The following is a 16467-nucleotide window of genomic DNA, read 5'->3' as shown; positions in this document are numbered from 1 at the left end:
CGCTACCATCGCGGCAACGCCAAAAGCAGCCGGGGCCGGAACGGGCAGGTCCGCGTGCAGCAGTGCGCCGGCCGCAGGGAGAAACGAAGATGAGCTATCGCGCCCCCGTCGAGGACATCCTCGCAACGCTGCGCCATGTCGCAGGCCTCGACCGCCTGATCGCCGACGGCCTCGCTCCCGAGCTGGACGGCGACATGACGCAGGCGGTGCTCGACGAGGCCGCGAAGTTCGCCTCCGACGTCATCGCGCCGCTCAACCGGATCGGCGACCTGCATGGCTCGACGCTGAAGGACGGCTCGGTGACGACGCCGCCGGGCTGGAAGGAAGCCTACACCGCCTGGGCGCAGGCTGGCTGGAACGCGCTGCCGGCGCCTGAGGAGCATGGCGGCCAGGGCTTGCCGGCGCTGCTGCAATCGGCCTGCACCGAGATGTGGAACTCGGCCGCCTTCGCCTTTGCGCTCGGCCCGTTGCTGACGGTCGGCGCGATCGAGGCGCTGCATGCCCATGGCTCGGAGCATCTCAAGGAGACCTATCTCGCCAAGCTCGTCGCGGGCGAGTGGATGGGCACGATGAACCTGACCGAGCCGCAGGCTGGTTCCGATCTCAATGCGCTCCGTTCCAAGGCCGAACGGGCCGCGGACGGCACCTACCGCATCATCGGCCAGAAGATCTTCATCACCTATGGCGAGCACGATCTGACCGAGAACATCGTCCACCTCGTGCTGGCGCGCCTGCCCGATGCGCCGGCCGGCACGCGAGGCATCTCGCTCTTCCTGGTGCCGAAATATCTCGTCAACGCCGACGGCTCGCTCGGCGAGCACAATGACCTGCGTTGCTCCGGCATCGAGCACAAGCTCGGCATCCATGCCTCGCCGACCTGCTCGATGGCTTTCGGTGACAAGGGTGGCGCCATCGGCTGGCTGATCGGCGAGGAGAACCGCGGCCTCGCCTGCATGTTCACGATGATGAACAACGCCCGCCTCAATGTGGCCCTGCAGGGCGTCGCGATTGCCGAGCGGGCCTATCAGCAGGCTCTCGGCTTCGCTCAGGAACGCCGTCAGGGCGTCGCGCTCGATGCGCCGAAGGGGGCGCCGATGAGCCCGATCGTGGTGCATCCGGACATCCGCCGCATGCTGATGGAGATGCGGGCCAAGACGCAGGCCGCCCGCGCCATCGCCTATCAGGTCGCTGAGGCCCTCGACCGCTCCCGCCGCGAGCCGGACGAGGCGAAGCGTAAGGCCGCCAGCGAGCGCACGGCGATCCTGACGCCCGTCGCCAAGGCCTACGCCACCGATATCGGCGTCGAGGTCGCCTCGACGGGCGTCCAGGTCCATGGCGGCATGGGCTACATCGAGGAGACCGGCGCGGCCCAGCATCTGCGCGATGCCCGCATCGCGACGATCTACGAGGGCACCAATGGCATCCAGGCGATCGATCTCGTGCTGCGCAAGCTGCCGCTCTCCGGCGGCAAGGCGGTGGCGGACCTGATTGCGGAGATGCGTGCCGTCGTCGCGGAGGTCGAGGCAGCCAACACGCCGGGTTTCGGCCATAGCGCTGTGCGCCTGCGCGCTGCGGTCGATGCGCTGGAGCGTGCGACGCAATGGATGCTCGCGACGATGGGCGAGCGCCAGGGTGATGCGCTGGCAGGCGCGACGCCTTACCTCAAGCTCTTCGCGCTCGCCCAGGGCGGCACCGGTCTCGCCCGCAAGGCGCTGGCAACGCGCGCCGACGATCATGCATCGGGCGCTCTCGCCACGGCCCGCTTCTTCGCCGAGATCCTGGCGACGGAAGCGCCGGCCCTGGAGCTGGCTGTGACGGAAGGGGCCGGCGCCGTCGAGGATGCGGCGGTCGTCTTCGCCGCGTGAAAGGGCAGGCCGCGCTGCGCTCAGGGGACCGTAGGCTTGCGGGCCCGGATGTGCAGGAACAGCGGCGCCAGCAGCGTATCGGCCAGATAGGGCTCGCGTTCGGCGGTCGCCGGATCGACGCGCGGCTCGGCCATGTGGTCGATCGCAAGCCCGGCCGCGACGATCATCGCGACCCAGTCGCTCAGCGTGCGGTGGAAGCGCGGCACGCGGAAGGGCTCGACGCGCGCCTTCTCATGGTCCGGCGCGGCCCCGAAACGCCAGGTCTCGATCGCCCCGGCCGGGTCGCTGAAATATTCGCTGATGAGCAGCCCTGTCACCGTGCCGTCGGCGTCGCGAACGACCTTTCGGTTTGGCGGCGCGAAGCAGGGATGCAGGATCGAGAACTGCAGGAAGCCGCCGGGCCTGAGCACGCGGGCCGCTTCCGCGATGCCGAGATCCTGCCGGTGCATGTCCATCAGCGACATGAAGGCGGTGGCGAAGTCGAAACTGTTCTCCGCGAAGGGCAGGGCCGTGCCGTCCGCCTCCAGATAGGAGATGCCGAGACGGGCCTGTTCTTCCGCTTCGCGCGCATGGCGGATGAAGGTCGGGGCGATGTCGATGGCGCTCATCAGCGCCCCGCGCTCGGCGAGCTTGCGCGTGTTGCTGCCCTCGCCGCAGCCGATGTCGAGGCCGTCCAGGCCGTCGATGGGCGGCAGGCTCGCCAGGAAGGCCGGCGTGTTCAGCGCGTCGCGGTAGAGGTCATAGCCGGCGCGCGCATGCCGGGTCCAGGTCTCCGCATTGGCCTCCCAGCAGGCGGCGACGTCCATGCGGTCCATTGTGCTGCTCCGTTGCGAAGGGATGGCGGCTATAGTGAAGCCCGCAGCTGGTGGCTAGACGTGACATGGAGGCCGAGATCGTGACCGGGATGTCCAACCCACGGCTCTCCGACCGAGTCTGCCTCGTCGCGGGCGCCTCGCGCGGTCTCGGGCGCGGCATCGCCCGGGCGCTCGGGGAAGCTGGCGCGACGGTCATCGTCACCGGCCGGTCCAGCGAGGCGGGCGCCCGCACCGACCAGCGCTCCGAGACCTTCGAGGATACGGCGCGCGAGGTTGATGCGGCTGGCGGGCGCGGGCATCCCTATCGCTGCGACCACACTAGTGAGCGCGAGGTCGATGCACTCGTCTCCTGGGCGTTGCGCCGGTTTGGCCGGCTCGACGCCGTGATCGATGCCGTCTGGGGCGGAAACGAGGGCTATGACGGCGTCCGCTATCCCGATGGGTCTTCCTTTGGTGCGCCGTTCTGGCGCCGGCCCGTGGCGCGGCTGGGAACGAGCTTCGAGAGCGGCGTCTATGCGCAGCTCCTGCTGGCGCGCGCGGTCGCGCCGGCGATGGTGCAGGCTCGCAAGGGCCTGATCGTCACGGTGAGTTTCGACGCGCAAGGCGGGTATCTCGGCGACGTGTTCTACGACCTTGCCAAGGCGGCGATGAACCGGTTGACGCTGGCAATGGCGGCGGAGCTGAAGCCCTTCGGCGTCACGGCGCTCGGTCTGTCGCCCGGTCATGTCCTGACCGAACGCGTCCGCGATGCCGGCATGGCGGACGAGACCACCGAGACACCGCTCTATGCCGGGCGTGCGGTCGCGGCGCTGATGGGCGATGCCGAGGTCGCCCGCCATGCCGGGCAGGTGCTGCAGGTGGCCGACCTCGCCGCGGTCTATGGTTTCACCGACCGCGATGGTCGGCGGCCCGAGCGCTTCACCCTCCCTACCTGACGGTCTGCGTCATGCAGGTTTGACATGGCAGTGGGATCGGCGTTCCTGCCGCATATCGATCCGAATCCGCGACCGCCTGAGGCCTTACATGCTCCAGATCCACGGCGTCTGCCCGACCTCGCGCGACAAGCTGCTTCCCGGCGCGGTTGCGGTCGAGGACGGCTTTCCGCCCGAGTCGGTCTGGATCGATCTGCTCAATCCGACGGCCGCCGAAGATGCCCGGGTCGAGAAGCATCTCGGCATCTCGATCCCGACGCGCGAGGAGATGCATGATCTCGAGCCATCGGAGATCATCTACACCGAGAACGGCGCGCATTACATGACAGCGCGCATCATCTGCCAGTCGGAGACGATCGTCCCTAAGCTGGCCGACGTCACCTTCATCCTGACCGAGAAGGCGCTGGTCACGGTGCGCTATGACGAGCCCGGCGCCTTCACGATCTTCATGAACCGCGCGACCAAGCCCGGCGGCTGCGGAACCCAGCCCGAAGCCGTTCTGGACGGGCTTATCGAGGCGATCGTCGATCGGGCGGCAGAGGTCCTGCGCGGCGTCGGGGATCAGATCGATATCGCCTCGCGCCGGATCTTCGCCGGGCGCGGCCAGGACGTCGAGCAGGGCGGCGCCTACCAGGGCGTGATCCAGAAGATCGGCCAGTACGAGCACATCATCTCGAATGTGCGCGAGAGCATGGTCTCGGTCGAGCGCGTGCTGCTGTTCCTCTCGGCCAACTACACGCGCCCAAAGAAGGCGCAGACCGGCTTCTCGGCCGAATGGCGCGCGGCAGTCCGCGACGTCCAGGCGATCGAGGAGCATGCGACCTTCCTGTCGAACAAGCTGCAATTCATGATGGATGCGACGCTCGGCCTCGTCTCGATCGAGCAGAACAAGATCATCAAGCTGTTTTCGGTCGTCTCGGTCGCGCTGATGCCGCCGACGTTGATCGCCTCGATCTACGGCATGAACTTCAAGACGATGCCGGAGTTGGAATGGCAGTGGGGCTATCCGCTGGCGATCGGATTGATGATCCTGTTCGCGGTGCTGCCCTATCTGTTCTTCCGCTGGAAGAAATGGCTCTAAATTCGGCGCGGCATCCTCGCTGCTCGGGGAAACGATGAACGCCTGTCGATGACCACGCCCCAGCTTCTGTCCGTTGCGCTCGTGGCCGTGATGATGGCGGCCTTCCTGTGGGGTCGGCTGCGCTATGACATCGTCGCGATGCTGGCGCTACTCGTCGGCGTGGTTGTTGGCATCGTTCCGGCCAAGGAAGCCTTCACCGGCTTCTCAGACGACATTGTCATCATTGTCGGCAGCGCGCTGGTGCTCAGCGCGGCGGTTGCCCGCTCGCGCGTGATCGAGCGGCTGCTGGCGAGACTCGCTCCCCATCTCGGCTCGACGCAGGCACAGGTCGTCCTGCTGGTCTCCGTCGTGGCGGTCATGTCGGCGATCATCAAGAACATTGGCGCGCTGGCGATGATGCTGCCGATTGCCTACCAGCTCGCGCGCAAGGGTGGTGTCTCGCCGTCTGTCTTCCTGATGCCGATGGCCTTCGCCTCCCTGCTCGGCGGCATCGTCACGCTCGTCGGCACCTCGCCCAATGTCATCGTCGCCCGGGTCAGGGCCGAACTCGGCGGCGAGCCCTTTTCGATGTTCGACTTCACGCCGGTGGGTATCGTCGTCGCGCTCGCGGGCTGCGCCTTCCTGGCAGTCGGCTACCGCCTGCTGCCGAGGGATCGGCGCGGTGCGGTCTCGCTGGACCAGGCCATCGATATCAAGGACTACGTCACAGAGGCCCGTATCGGCCAGAAATCCGCCATGGCCGGCAAGCATGTCGCCGATCTCAAGGCGATCGGTGGTGGCGACCTCCAGATCGTGGCGATCCTGCGCGATGAGCGGCGCCTCCAGGCGCCGCTGCCCGATGCCAGCCTGAAGGCGGGCGACACGCTGCTGCTGCGCGGCGATGCGGCCGTGCTGGAACGCACCGTCGCCGAAGGCGGGCTCGATCTCGACGGCAAGAACCGACCGCCGCAGAAGGGCGATGCGCTCGACCCGGATCAGGTCACCGAGGCGATCATCGGCCCCGATTCCGTGCTGATCGACCAATCGGCCGGCGATATCGGCCTGCACGCCCGCTTCGGTGTCAACCTGATCGCGATCAGCCGTTTGGGCGAGCGCTTTTCGCAGCGCCTGCGCGATATCCGCCTGCGCGCCGGCGACATCGTCGTCATCCAGGGCGACGAGAAGCTGTTGCCGGAAAAGCTGATGGAACTCGGCTTGCTGCCTTTGGCCGACAGGCTCGTATCGCTCGGCTCGACGCGCAAGGCGCTGATGACCGTAACGATCGTGCTGGCAGCCGTGATCGTCCTCGCTGCCGGGCTCGCCCCGGTTCCGCTCACATTCTTTGCCGCAGCGGTCCTGCTGATCGCCCTGCGCTGCCTGCCGCTGCGGGAGGCGTATGCCAGCATCGACGCGCCGATCCTGCTGATGTTGGCGGCGCTGATCCCCGTCAGCGACACGCTGCGCTCAACCGGTGCGACCGACGTTTTCGCGGGCTGGCTGGCCCATATCGGCTCGGGGCTGCCGGGCTGGGCCTCGGTCGCGCTGATCCTCGCGGCGGCGATGGCGGTGACGCCCTTCCTCAACAATGCCGCGACCGTGCTGGTGATGGCTCCGATCGGTGCGGGTTTCGCCGCGCGGCTCGGCTACAACCCCGATGCCTTCCTGATGGCGGTCGCGATCGGCGCCGCCTGCGACTTCCTCACTCCGATCGGGCACCAGTGCAACACGCTGGTGATGGGCCCCGGCGGCTATCGCTTCAGCGATTATCCGCGGCTGGGTGCGCCGCTGTCGCTGATCGTGCTCGCCGTCGCCGTTCCGATGATCCTGATCGTGTGGCCATTGCGGGCTGCCTAGGCGGCAATGCTCTGGATCGGGCCGGCGAAGCAGGTCCGTGTGCCCGGCCCGCGCCCGAGGTTGAAAAGTCGTGGCGCGTTGCCCACCTGCGGTAGCCCAGCAGCGTAAGCAGGCATGATGAGCGTATCGACCAACCGGCGGGCATTATTGCTGCGCAATCCGAAGTCACGCCGTGGCCGCGAGCCGATCGAACCCGTTCTCCAGCGTCTGGAACAGGGCGGGATCGACATCACCATCGAAACCTTCGAGGCGTTGCCCGAGATCGCGCGCGACATCGTCCGCCTGCGCGACAGGGCCGATCTCGTCATCGTCTGCGGCGGCGACGGCTCGGTGTCGTCGGCGGCCCTGGCGGCGATGGAGAGTGGCCTGCCGCTCGGCATCATCCCGATGGGAACCGCGAACGACCTCGCCAGAACGCTCGATCTGCCGATGGATCTGGTCGGGGCGGCAGGAGTCATCGCTCGCGGGCATTTGCGCCCGGTTGATGTCGGCACCGTCAACGGTCATGCGTTCTTCAATGTGGCCAGCATCGGGTTGAGCAGTGAACTGGCCCAGGGCCTCGACCCGGCGCTTAAGAAGCGCTTTGGCAGGCTTGGCTATGCCCTTGCGGCGATGAAGGTGCTGACGCGGGCCTCACGGTTCAGCGCCAGGATCACCGAGAAGGGAAGCGCGACCGAGGTCGACACCTACCAGATCGCGATCGGCAATGGCCGCCACTACGGCGGCGGAAACGTCGTCGAGCAGAACGCCGAGATCGATGACGGCCACCTCGACCTCTACAGCCTCGAGCTGAAGAATGTCTGGAAGCTCGCTTTGATGCTGCGCTCGTTCCGGTCAGGAACGCATGGCGCCTGGCAGGAGGTGCGGACCGCTAAATGCATCGAGTTCGACATCGAGACGAAGAAGCCCATGCCGATCAATGCGGATGGCGAGATCGTCACCGCCACTCCCGCACATTTCAAGGTTCATCCGAAGGCGATTTCGATCTTCGCCCCTTCTGTCGCACCTGGCGCGGCCGCGCATCGCTGGCAGGTGTATCATCGCTAGAGCTCGCTGAAGTCTTGCTAGAGTGATGATGCAGGTCCGATCCTGTGCCGATCGGTAGACATCTTGCCGGCGAAATCACGATCACGTGGCTTGTGCGCTGCAGCATAAATGTTTATCTCGCTCTTGCCTCCGCAAAACCTCCCAACCTACGAAAGGAGAAACGATGCTGGAACGGCACGATCTGGATTGCCTGCTCGAAGACGAGTGCATCCATCAGGAAACCCCCGAGACGAGCGAGCAAGAAGACGCCGACAAGCTCTCGGATCGCGAATACCAGGCTGGCTTCTGGAGCCCGCCGAACTGACAAGGACTGTTGCGGCGGAGGGCGGCATGCACGCCCTCCGCCGCCGAACATCGAATTCCGGACGCGGTCCGCATCACGCCTGTTCCGCCCGCGCCGCCGCGTCGCCCAACCGAACCACGCCACCGCCAACGACACGCGCCGTGATCCCGCCATGGCCGCGCACGGCGTTGTAGCCGCCGCTTCCCAGGATCGCCTCCATCCGCGAGCAGGGATGGCAGTCGCCGGTCGCCTCCAGCAGCGCTTCGCCCAGCTTGAAGCGCCGGCCTTTCAGCGCCGCCAGATTGATGCCCGAAAGCACGACGTTGCGCCGAAGCTGCTCGGCCGTGACCGCATCCAGCCCGAGATGCGCTGCAATCGCGGCGAGGTGCTCCGCCTGGATCAGCGTGACATGGCGGGCGCCACCGGTGCGGCTGCTGTAGTGGTCGCCAATGAGCCCCTGCTGCGGATCGAGGGTCGCTTCCACGACCGGTTGCATCGGCGCCCGCCGCACCGGCCGTAGTCCGATCCAGACGACCCGCCCCGGCCGCATTGGTGCATCGAGCAGGTGCGCCAGCGGCGAGGCGGGGGCGAGCGGCATGGCCGCTAGCTCATCACCCGTTGCACGACGCTTTGCAGCGCGGAGCTATCGCGCTCCAGCCAGCCCGGTACGGGCAGGCCCTTTGACCGCAGGAACTCAGGGTTGAACAGCTTGGACTGATAACGCGTGCCGTAGTCGCAGAGGATCGTCACGATGGTGTGGCCGGGGCCCATCTGCTTCGCCAGCCGGATCGCGCCCGCGACATTGATGCCCGACGAACCGCCGAGGCAGAGCCCCTCGTGCTCGAGCAGGTCGAAGACGACAGGCACCGCCTCCTCATCGGGAATCTGGAAGGAGACGTCGATCGGCGCATCGACCAGATTGGCGGTGATGCGGCCCTGGCCGATGCCTTCGGTGATCGAGGATCCCTCCGCCTTCAGCACGCCGGTGGTGTAGTAGGAGTGCAGCGCAGCTCCCAAGGGGTCGGCAAGGCCGATGGTGATCTTCGGGTTGAAGCCCTTGAGCGCAATGCCCACGCCAGCAAGCGTGCCGCCGGTGCCGACCGCGCAAATGAACCCGTCGACCTTGCCGGCCGTCTGTTCCCAGATCTCGGGGCCGGTCGTCTCGATATGGCCCTGGCGGTTGGCGGTATTGTCGAACTGGTTGGCCCAGATCGCGCCATTCGGCTCGGATTTCGCCAGCTCCTCGGCAAGGCGGCCCGAGACCTTCACATAGTTGTTCGGGTTGACGTAGCCGACGGCAGGAACTTCGACCAGCGTCGCGCCGGCCAGTCGCAGCATGTCCTTCTTTTCCTGGCTCTGCGTCTCCGGGATCACGATCACCGAGCGGTAGCCGAGCGCATTGCCGACGAGTGCGATGCCGATGCCGGTATTGCCGGCAGTGCCCTCGACGATGACGCCGCCGGGCCGCAACAGACCGCGCTTCTCCGCATCCCGGATGATTGCGAGCGCGGCGCGGTCCTTGACCGACTGGCCGGGGTTCATGAATTCGGCCTTGCCGAGAATGGTGCAGCCGGTCGCGGCCGAGGCGCGCTTCAGCTTGATCAGGGGCGTGTTGCCAATGGCTTCGATGACGCCGTCGCGGGTGGGCATGTCGAAATTTCCCTGTTTGCTCCCAACCTGATAGGCGAAAGCGGCAAGCAGGTCATCATGGTCGCGCATCCTCCGGCGAGGTTGGAAGGAGCGCGGCTTGCAATGGCCCGGACGGAGAAAATTCGACCACGATGATCCTCGCCATGAATGAAATTCTTGTCGTGGCCCGGCTGGGCCAGCGCGGCGACGGCATCGCGCCAAGCGAGGCAGGCGAGGTCTTCGTGCCCTACGCCTTGCCTGGCGAGACCGTTCGCGTGGTGCGCGACGGCGACCGCGGGCAGCTCGTCGAGATCATTACGCCGGTCGATTCGCGCATTGCCGCGATCTGTCCGCTCTTCACTCGCTGCGGCGGCTGTGCGGCCCAGCACATGGCGCCCGGCCTCTATCGCGAATGGAAGCGTCGGCAGGTCGAGACGGCCCTGTCGCGCGCCGGGGTCTCGGCGCCGGTCGCCGACATCGTCGACGGCCATGGCACTGGGCGCCGCCGCGTCACCTTCCACGCCCGGCGCGAGGGGGCCGGCATGCTGGTCGGCTTCATGGTCGCCCGCAGCCATGACCTCATCGCCGTTCCGGCCTGCCCGGTCCTGGCGCCGGGGCTGGCGCGCGCGCCGGCCGCGGCTCAACTCGTCGCAAACCGGCTCGGCGGCTCGAACAAGCCGCTCGACATCCAGATCACCGCTTCGGAAGCCGGCCTCGACATCGACATTCGCGGACATGGTCCGGCCAGCGACAAGCTGCGGCTGTCCCTGACCGAGGCGGCCGAGCGGCTCGATCTCGCGCGGCTGTCAATGCATGGCGAGATCGTCGTCGAGCGCCGCCCGCCGCAGCAGCGCATGGGAAGGGCGATGGTCGCGCCGGCTCCCGGCGGCTTCCTGCAGGCGACGGCCGCGGGCGAGGATGCCATTTCCGACCTCGTTCTGGCTGGCCTGCCCAAGGTCAAGCGGGTTGCGGATCTCTTCGCAGGTTGCGGCCCGATCTCCTTCCGCTTGGCCGAGCGCGCGCAGGTTCATGCGGTCGAGAGCGACAAGGCGGCGATTCTCGCGCTGACGCGGGCGGCGGCGGCCACACAGGGGTTGAAGCCGATCTCCAGCGAGGTCCGCGACCTGTTCAGGCGCCCGCTGCTGGAGCATGAGTTGAACGCCTTCGACGCCGTCGTGCTCGACCCGCCCCGCGCGGGCGCCGAAGCGCAGGTCAGGCGCCTCGCCGCAGCCAAGACCGGCACGGTCGTCTATGTCTCCTGCGATGCAGCGACCTTCGCGCGCGACGCCGCGATTCTGATCGCGGGCGGTTATGCGCTGGAGGGTGTCACGCCCGTCGACCAGTTCCGCTATTCCGCTCATATCGAGCTCGTCGGCGTCTTCCGCCGGTCGAAGAAGAAGTAAGATTCGGAGGCATCCTTGAGCGCATCCATCCTGGACGACATGGCCGCAATCGTCGGCCCCAAGAACATCGTCACCGATGCCGACGCGATGGTGCCCTATCTGAAGGAGTGGCGCGACCTGTTCCGCGGCAAGGCGCGGGCCGTCGTCCGCCCGGGCTCGACGGCCGAAGTCGCGGAGCTGGTCAAGCTCGCGGCGCGAACGGGCACGCGGCTGGTGCCGCAGGGTGGCAATACCGGCCTCGTCGGCGGCCAGATCCCGATCGCCGAGGGGCGCGAGATCATCCTGTCGCTGCAGCGCATGGACAAGGTCCGCGCGATCGATGCGGAGAGCGACACGATGACGGTCGAGGCCGGGCTGACGCTGCAGAAGGCGCAGGAGGCGGCGGATGGCGCGGGGCGCCTCTTCCCGCTCTCGCTCGCTTCCGAAGGCTCTTGCACCATCGGCGGCAATCTCTCGACCAATGCCGGCGGCACCGCCGTCCTGGCCTATGGCAATGCCCGCGAGCTTTGCATGGGGCTCGAGGTCGTGCTGGCGGACGGGCGGATCTGGAACGGCCTGCGCCAGCTGCGCAAGGACAATACCGGCTACGATTTGAAGAACCTCTTCATTGGCGCCGAAGGCACGCTCGGCATCATCACCGCCGCCGTGTTGAAGCTGTTTCCGCAGCCGGCGGCGCGCGCCACGGCCTTCCTCGCCGTGCCCGGCCCCGAAGAGGCGCTCACGCTGCTGAACACGGCCAAGGCCGGCGCGGGGGGCACGTTGACCACCTTCGAGATCATGCCTCGTGTCGGGCTCGACTTCGTCCTCCGCCATGCCTCGGGCGCGCGCGATCCGCTGTCGGGGCCGTCGCCCTGGTACGTGCTGATGGAGGTCTCGGCCCAGTCCGCGACCGGGCTCGACGAGGCCGTCGAGGCTTTCCTGGGCGAGGCGCTGGAGCAGGGGCTGGTCACGGATGCCGCGCTTGCCGGCTCGCTGACGCAGCGCGCCGATTTCTGGAAGCTGCGCGAGATGCTCTCCGAGGTGCAGACCTATGAGGGCGGCTCGATCAAGCATGACGTCTCGGTGCCGCTGCACGCGGTTCCTGCCTTCATTGCCAAGGCGTCCGAGGTGGTGATGCAGATGGTCCCGGGCTGCCGCCCGCTACCCTTCGGCCATATGGGCGACGGCAACATCCACTTCAACGTCAGCCAGCCGGTCGGTGGCGACAAGGCGGCGTTCCTTGCCGGCTGGAGCGCGATGAACGAGGCCGTGCACGCCATCGTCAGTGAAATGCATGGCTCGATCTCCGCCGAGCACGGCATTGGCCGCCTTAAGCGCGACCTTTTGCCGGGCGTCAAGGACCCGGTCGAACTGTCGCTGATGAAGACGCTGAAGACGACGCTCGACCCGCAGGGAATCCTGAATCCCGGCGCCGTTCTGGCGATGTAGCGGCCAACAGGTCGGCCGGAACCGCCTCAGACTGTCGGAGGCCAGGCACACCGGTTCAGAACAGGCTGCCTTGCAGATCGTCCTCGGGGCGCTTGGTGCGGGGAGGTGGCTTCGGCACGGCTGCCTCGGCCGCCGCCGGACCGAGGCGTTCCTGCACCTCCGGCCCGTCATTGGCGACCTTGTTCACGGCATTGCCGATCCGGGCCATCTCCAGCAGGTCGTCCGGCGGCGGCCTGAGCAGGCTTTCGACTTTGCGAGCTTCCGCCGAGGGATCCAGCCAGGCGTCGAAGTTCTGCGGTTCGATGATGACCGGGCAGCGATCATGGATCGCGGCCATCACGCCATTCGCCGCCCCGGTAATCGGCGCGACCGTGTCGATCTCCGAACCATCAGGCGAGTGCCAAGTCTCCCACAGCGCGGCCAGGCCGAAGAAGCTGCGATCCGGACGCCGGAACAGGTAGGCGCGGCTTTCGGCATTCCGGCCTTGGCCGAGCCGGTGCCATTCGTAGAACGCATCGGCCGGCATGAGGCAGCGCCGCCGCACCAGCGCGGCGCGGAAGGAGGGCTTCGTCGCCGCGCTTTCGCCGCGGATGTTCACGACGAGCGGGAACTCCTTCGGGTCTTTCACCCAGCCGGGAATGAAGCCCCAGCGCATCAGCATGAACTGCCGCGCGCCCTCGTGCAGGCGCACGACCGGCACCGGCTGCGTCGGTGCGATGTTGTAGCGCGGCGGAAAATTCGGCTGCTCGCGATAGCCGAATGTCGTCCGCATCGCTTCGGGCGGAAGGGTAATGGCATAGCGACCACACATGGTCCGGCAGCTGTGGCGATGAGTCCCTCTCCGATCAACACTTTCTTTGGGTTTGCCCGAGCATAGTCGCGCCGGTTTGGGGTTCTTGATGACCGTCTCCGCGATGACATCGCTGGCTGATGAGGAGGACGGCAAAGCGGACATGTCCGGGCTGCCGCGCCTTTCCACGGACTTCCTCAACCGTTACAGCGAAGCCCTGATGCTGATCGAGATGGCCGCCGACGACGACGAGGCGATCCAGGATCTGCAGGCTTGGCGCAGCGTCACCTATCGCCAGCATTTCGAAGCCTCGCCCCTGCGCTGCGCCGCATCGGCGCTTGCTGCCTATGATCGCGTCCTGCCGTCGCGCCGTATGGGCTTCGAGGAGCTGTGCAGAACCATGGCCCGGCTCGTTGCAACGGCGACGGCGCTGCTGGCCGAGAGGCCGGATGGGCTCGAGAGCAGGACCATCGCCGAGGTTGCCGGCGAGGCGCTGCGCCGCCAGATCGGCCGGGCGACCCAGTTCGTCAACGCCAACGGCAAGGTCGATATCAGCGCGGTCGAAAATCGCGCCCTCCAGGACGAGATCGACGCCCTGCTGGCTGGCTGATCAGCCTGGGCGCCGGCCGCCGATCAGGAATTCACGGTTGCCGTCGCCGCCCTCAATCGGGGAGGGGACAGGCCCGTCGATGCTGAAGCCCAGTCCGGTCAGCAACTCCGCGATGTCGGCGCAGACGCTGTCGTGCACGGCCGCATCCCTGACGATGCCCTTCTTCAGCGCGGCACGGCCCGCCTCGAATTGGGGCTTGATCAGGGCCGCGATCTGCGCAGCCGGTGCCATTAGCGCGGCAACCGCCGGAAGCACCAGGCGCAGCGAGATGAAGCTGACATCGATCGCCGCCAGCGCGGGGGCTTCCGGCAACTCGTCAGGTGTCAGCGTACGGATGTCGCGTGCTTCCAGGCTCATGACGCGCGGATCGGTGCGCAACGAGGCATGGAGCTGGTCGCGGCCGACGTCCACCGCGATCACCCGGCTGGCGCCGCGCTTGAGCAGCAGGTCGGTGAAGCCGCCGGTCGAGGCGCCGACATCGAGACAGGTGCGTCCGGCCGGGTCGAATCCGAAGGCATCGAGTGCTTCTGCCAGCTTCAGCCCGCCGCGCGAGACGTAAGGGTGCGGCGCCTGCGCGGTCAGGACCGCGTCTTTCGCCAGCATCTCGGAAGCCTTGCGGACGGGTCGGCCGTCCACCGTGACGAGGCCCGCGGCGATCGCAGCCTGCGCGCGCGCCCGGCTTTCGCACAGGCCTCGCTCGACGAGCAGCTGGTCGGCGCGGCTCTTCATGTCACCGGCACTCGCGCGTTCAGGCGCGCTTGATCGCGCTCGGCACCCCAAGCGCGCCCTCGACCGTGCGCACGATGCCGGCGGCGTCGAGCCCGGCCGACGCATACATCGCCTCGGGCTTGTCGTGGTCCTGATAGATGTCCGGCAAGGTCAGCGTCCTGACCTTGAGGCCGCCATCGAGCAGGCCGCTGCGGGCGAGCAGTTGCAGGACATGGCTTCCGAAGCCGCCGACCGAGCCCTCCTCGACCGTGAGCAGAATCTCGTGCTCGCGAGCGAGCCGCAGGATCAGGGCCTCGTCGAGCGGCTTGGCGAAGCGCGCATCGGCGACCGTCGTCGACAGGCCGCGCTGGCCGAGCTGCTCCGCCGCCGCCATGCATTCCGCCAGCCGCGTCCCGAGCGAGAGCAGCGCGACGCGCGAGCCCTCCCGGACGATCCGGCCGCGGCCGATCTCCAGCGGGACGCCGAAATCTGGAATCTCGACCCCGACACCCTCGCCGCGCGGATAGCGGAAGGCGATCGGCCCTTGGTCGAAGGCCGCTGCCGTAGCGACCATATGGGTCAGCTCGGCTTCGTCGGCTGCCGCCATCACCACCATGTCGGGAAGGCAGGCGAGATAGGCGATGTCGAAGGCCCCCGCATGGGTTGCTCCGTCGGCACCGACGAGGCCGGCCCGGTCGAGCGCAAAGCGGACCGGAAGCTTCTGGATCGCCACGTCGTGGACGACCTGATCGTAGGCGCGCTGCATGAACGTCGAGTAGATCGCAACGAAAGGCTTGTAGCCTTCGGTCGCCATGCCCGCGGCGAAGGTGACCGCATGCTGCTCGGCGATCCCGACATCGAAGGTCCGGCCGGGAAACTCCTTGCCGAAGGCGTCGATCCCGGTCCCCGATGGCATGGCCGCGGTGACGGCGACGATCTTGCTGTCTTCGCGCGCCGCCTTGATCAGGGCATTGCCGAACACCGAGGTGTAGCTCGGCGCATTCGCCGGAGCCTTGGCCTGCTGCCCGGTGACGGGATCGAACTTGACCACGCCGTGGTACTTGTCGGCGCTGGCCTCGGCCGGGGCGTAGCCCTTGCCCTTCTGCGTCACGACATGGACGAGGATCGGCCCTGTCTGCGAGTCGCGCACATTGCGCAGCACCGGCAGCAGATGGTCGAGATTATGGCCGTCGATCGGCCCGACATAGTAGAAGCCCAGCTCCTCGAACAGCGTGCCGCCGGTGAAGAAGCCGCGCGCGAACTCCTCGGTGCGCTTCGCCTTCTCGTGGAAGAAGCGCGGCAGCCGTTCGGCGAGATGCTTGCCGATCTCACGCAGCGAGCGATAGGTCCGGCCCGAGACCAGCCTGGCGAGATAGGCCGACATCGCCCCGACCGGCGGCGCGATCGACATGTCGTTGTCGTTGAGGATGACGACGAGGCGTGAACCGAGCGCACCCGCATTGTTCATCGCCTCATAGGCCATGCCGGCCGACATCGCCCCGTCGCCGATCACGGCGATCACGTTGTTGGAGCCGCCGGAGAGATCGCGGGCGACCGCCATGCCGAGACCGGCCGAGATCGAGGTCGAGGAATGCGCCGCCCCGAACGGATCGTACTCGCTCTCGACGCGGCGGGTGAAGCCGGAGAGACCGCCGGGCTGGCGCAATGTGCGGATGCGATCGCGCCGACCGGTCAGGATCTTGTGGGGATAGGCCTGGTGGCCGACATCCCAGATCAGCCGGTCGCGTGGCGTATCGAAGACATGGTGCAGCGCGACCGTCAGCTCGACGACGCCCAGCCCCGCACCGAGATGCCCGCCCGTGACGGAGACGGCGCTGATCGTTTCCTGGCGCAACTCGTCGGCGACTTGCCGCAGGTCGCTATCCGGCAATGTGCGAAGATCCTCCGGCGTGCGGACGCGGTCGAGGATCGGCGTGGCAGGGCGCTGGGTCACGCGCACGGTCTATCGCATCCCGACAGGGTGGCACAAGGGCGCGGCGGCGTCGTCGAAGGCCGGTCCGCAATTCCCGGCCGAACAATGTG

15 protein-coding genes are annotated in these 16467 nt (G+C 67.4%); 9 read left to right on the top strand and 6 right to left on the bottom strand.

The window, feature by feature from the left end:
- The first annotated feature begins 89 nt into the window (after positions 1 to 89).
- Positions 90 to 1865: an acyl-CoA dehydrogenase gene (locus VGN82_RS18965; protein WP_327528594.1), complete on the top strand. Its 1776-nt coding sequence runs from the start codon at positions 90 to 92 to the stop codon at positions 1863 to 1865.
- A 20-nt stretch (positions 1866 to 1885) separates the two neighbouring features.
- On the opposite strand, the gene VGN82_RS18960 is transcribed toward VGN82_RS18965, so the two are convergent.
- Positions 1886 to 2680 (bottom strand): class I SAM-dependent methyltransferase, encoded by a 795-nt coding sequence (locus VGN82_RS18960; RefSeq protein ID WP_327528593.1) that lies wholly within the window; start codon positions 2678 to 2680, stop codon positions 1886 to 1888.
- 89 nt (positions 2681 to 2769) lie between these two features.
- On the opposite strand from VGN82_RS18960, the gene VGN82_RS18955 reads away from it, so the two are divergent.
- From VGN82_RS18955 to VGN82_RS18935, 5 genes are all read left to right on the top strand, one after another.
- Positions 2770 to 3615 carry an SDR family NAD(P)-dependent oxidoreductase gene (locus VGN82_RS18955; RefSeq protein WP_327529182.1) on the top strand — a complete coding sequence of 282 codons (846 nt, stop codon included), beginning with the start codon at positions 2770 to 2772 and terminating at the stop codon, positions 3613 to 3615.
- Between the two features lie 88 nt (positions 3616 to 3703).
- Positions 3704 to 4693 (top strand): magnesium transporter CorA family protein, encoded by a 990-nt coding sequence (locus VGN82_RS18950; RefSeq protein WP_327528592.1) that lies wholly within the window; start codon positions 3704 to 3706, stop codon positions 4691 to 4693.
- A 48-nt stretch (positions 4694 to 4741) separates the two neighbouring features.
- A complete protein-coding gene (locus VGN82_RS18945; protein ID WP_327528591.1) occupies positions 4742 to 6526 on the top strand; it encodes an SLC13 family permease in 1785 nt (594 codons plus the stop codon).
- Between the two features lie 117 nt (positions 6527 to 6643).
- Positions 6644 to 7573, top strand: coding sequence for a lipid kinase (locus tag VGN82_RS18940; RefSeq protein ID WP_327528590.1), 930 nt, complete (start codon positions 6644 to 6646; stop codon positions 7571 to 7573).
- 163 nt (positions 7574 to 7736) lie between these two features.
- Positions 7737 to 7877, top strand: coding sequence for a hypothetical protein (locus VGN82_RS18935; RefSeq protein WP_327528589.1), 141 nt, complete (start codon positions 7737 to 7739; stop codon positions 7875 to 7877).
- 73 nt (positions 7878 to 7950) lie between these two features.
- Here VGN82_RS18935 and VGN82_RS18930 read toward each other — a convergent pair whose 3' ends face one another.
- Both VGN82_RS18930 and VGN82_RS18925 read right to left on the bottom strand, forming a co-directional pair.
- Positions 7951 to 8454 carry an MOSC domain-containing protein gene (locus tag VGN82_RS18930; RefSeq protein WP_327528588.1) on the bottom strand — a complete coding sequence of 168 codons (504 nt, stop codon included), beginning with the start codon at positions 8452 to 8454 and terminating at the stop codon, positions 7951 to 7953.
- Positions 8455 to 8459: 5 nt separating this feature from the next.
- Positions 8460 to 9506: a cysteine synthase A gene (locus VGN82_RS18925; RefSeq protein WP_327528587.1), complete on the bottom strand. Its 1047-nt coding sequence runs from the start codon at positions 9504 to 9506 to the stop codon at positions 8460 to 8462.
- 143 nt (positions 9507 to 9649) lie between these two features.
- Here VGN82_RS18925 and VGN82_RS18920 point away from each other — a divergent pair, with 143 nt between their 5' ends.
- Positions 9650 to 10888 (top strand): class I SAM-dependent RNA methyltransferase, encoded by a 1239-nt coding sequence (locus VGN82_RS18920; RefSeq protein ID WP_327528586.1) that lies wholly within the window; start codon positions 9650 to 9652, stop codon positions 10886 to 10888.
- 39 nt (positions 10889 to 10927) lie between these two features.
- The gene (locus tag VGN82_RS18915; protein WP_327529181.1) at positions 10928 to 12316 is read left to right on the top strand and encodes an FAD-binding oxidoreductase; all 1389 of its coding nucleotides are present in this window, start codon (positions 10928 to 10930) and stop codon (positions 12314 to 12316) included.
- Between the two features lie 55 nt (positions 12317 to 12371).
- Here VGN82_RS18915 and VGN82_RS18910 read toward each other — a convergent pair whose 3' ends face one another.
- Positions 12372 to 13295: an SOS response-associated peptidase gene (locus VGN82_RS18910; protein ID WP_327528585.1), complete on the bottom strand. Its 924-nt coding sequence runs from the start codon at positions 13293 to 13295 to the stop codon at positions 12372 to 12374.
- Between VGN82_RS18910 and VGN82_RS18905 the strand changes: the two genes are divergently transcribed.
- Positions 13270 to 13716 carry a hypothetical protein gene (locus VGN82_RS18905; protein ID WP_327528584.1) on the top strand — a complete coding sequence of 149 codons (447 nt, stop codon included), beginning with the start codon at positions 13270 to 13272 and terminating at the stop codon, positions 13714 to 13716. The genes VGN82_RS18910 and VGN82_RS18905 overlap by 26 nt on opposite strands.
- On the opposite strand, the gene VGN82_RS18900 is transcribed toward VGN82_RS18905, so the two are convergent.
- Both VGN82_RS18900 and dxs read right to left on the bottom strand, forming a co-directional pair.
- Positions 13717 to 14445 carry a TlyA family RNA methyltransferase gene (locus VGN82_RS18900; protein ID WP_327528582.1) on the bottom strand — a complete coding sequence of 243 codons (729 nt, stop codon included), beginning with the start codon at positions 14443 to 14445 and terminating at the stop codon, positions 13717 to 13719.
- A 19-nt stretch (positions 14446 to 14464) separates the two neighbouring features.
- Complete coding sequence (dxs, locus tag VGN82_RS18895) at positions 14465 to 16378, bottom strand: 1-deoxy-D-xylulose-5-phosphate synthase (protein ID WP_327528581.1); 1914 nt, start codon at positions 16376 to 16378, stop codon at positions 14465 to 14467.
- Between the last annotated feature and the right edge of the window lie 89 nt (positions 16379 to 16467).

It is taken from the genome of Allobosea sp., assembly GCF_035999205.1.
Taxonomy (GTDB): Bacteria; Pseudomonadota; Alphaproteobacteria; order Rhizobiales; family Beijerinckiaceae; genus Allobosea.
This window is presented reverse-complemented; position numbering and strand designations above follow the sequence as displayed.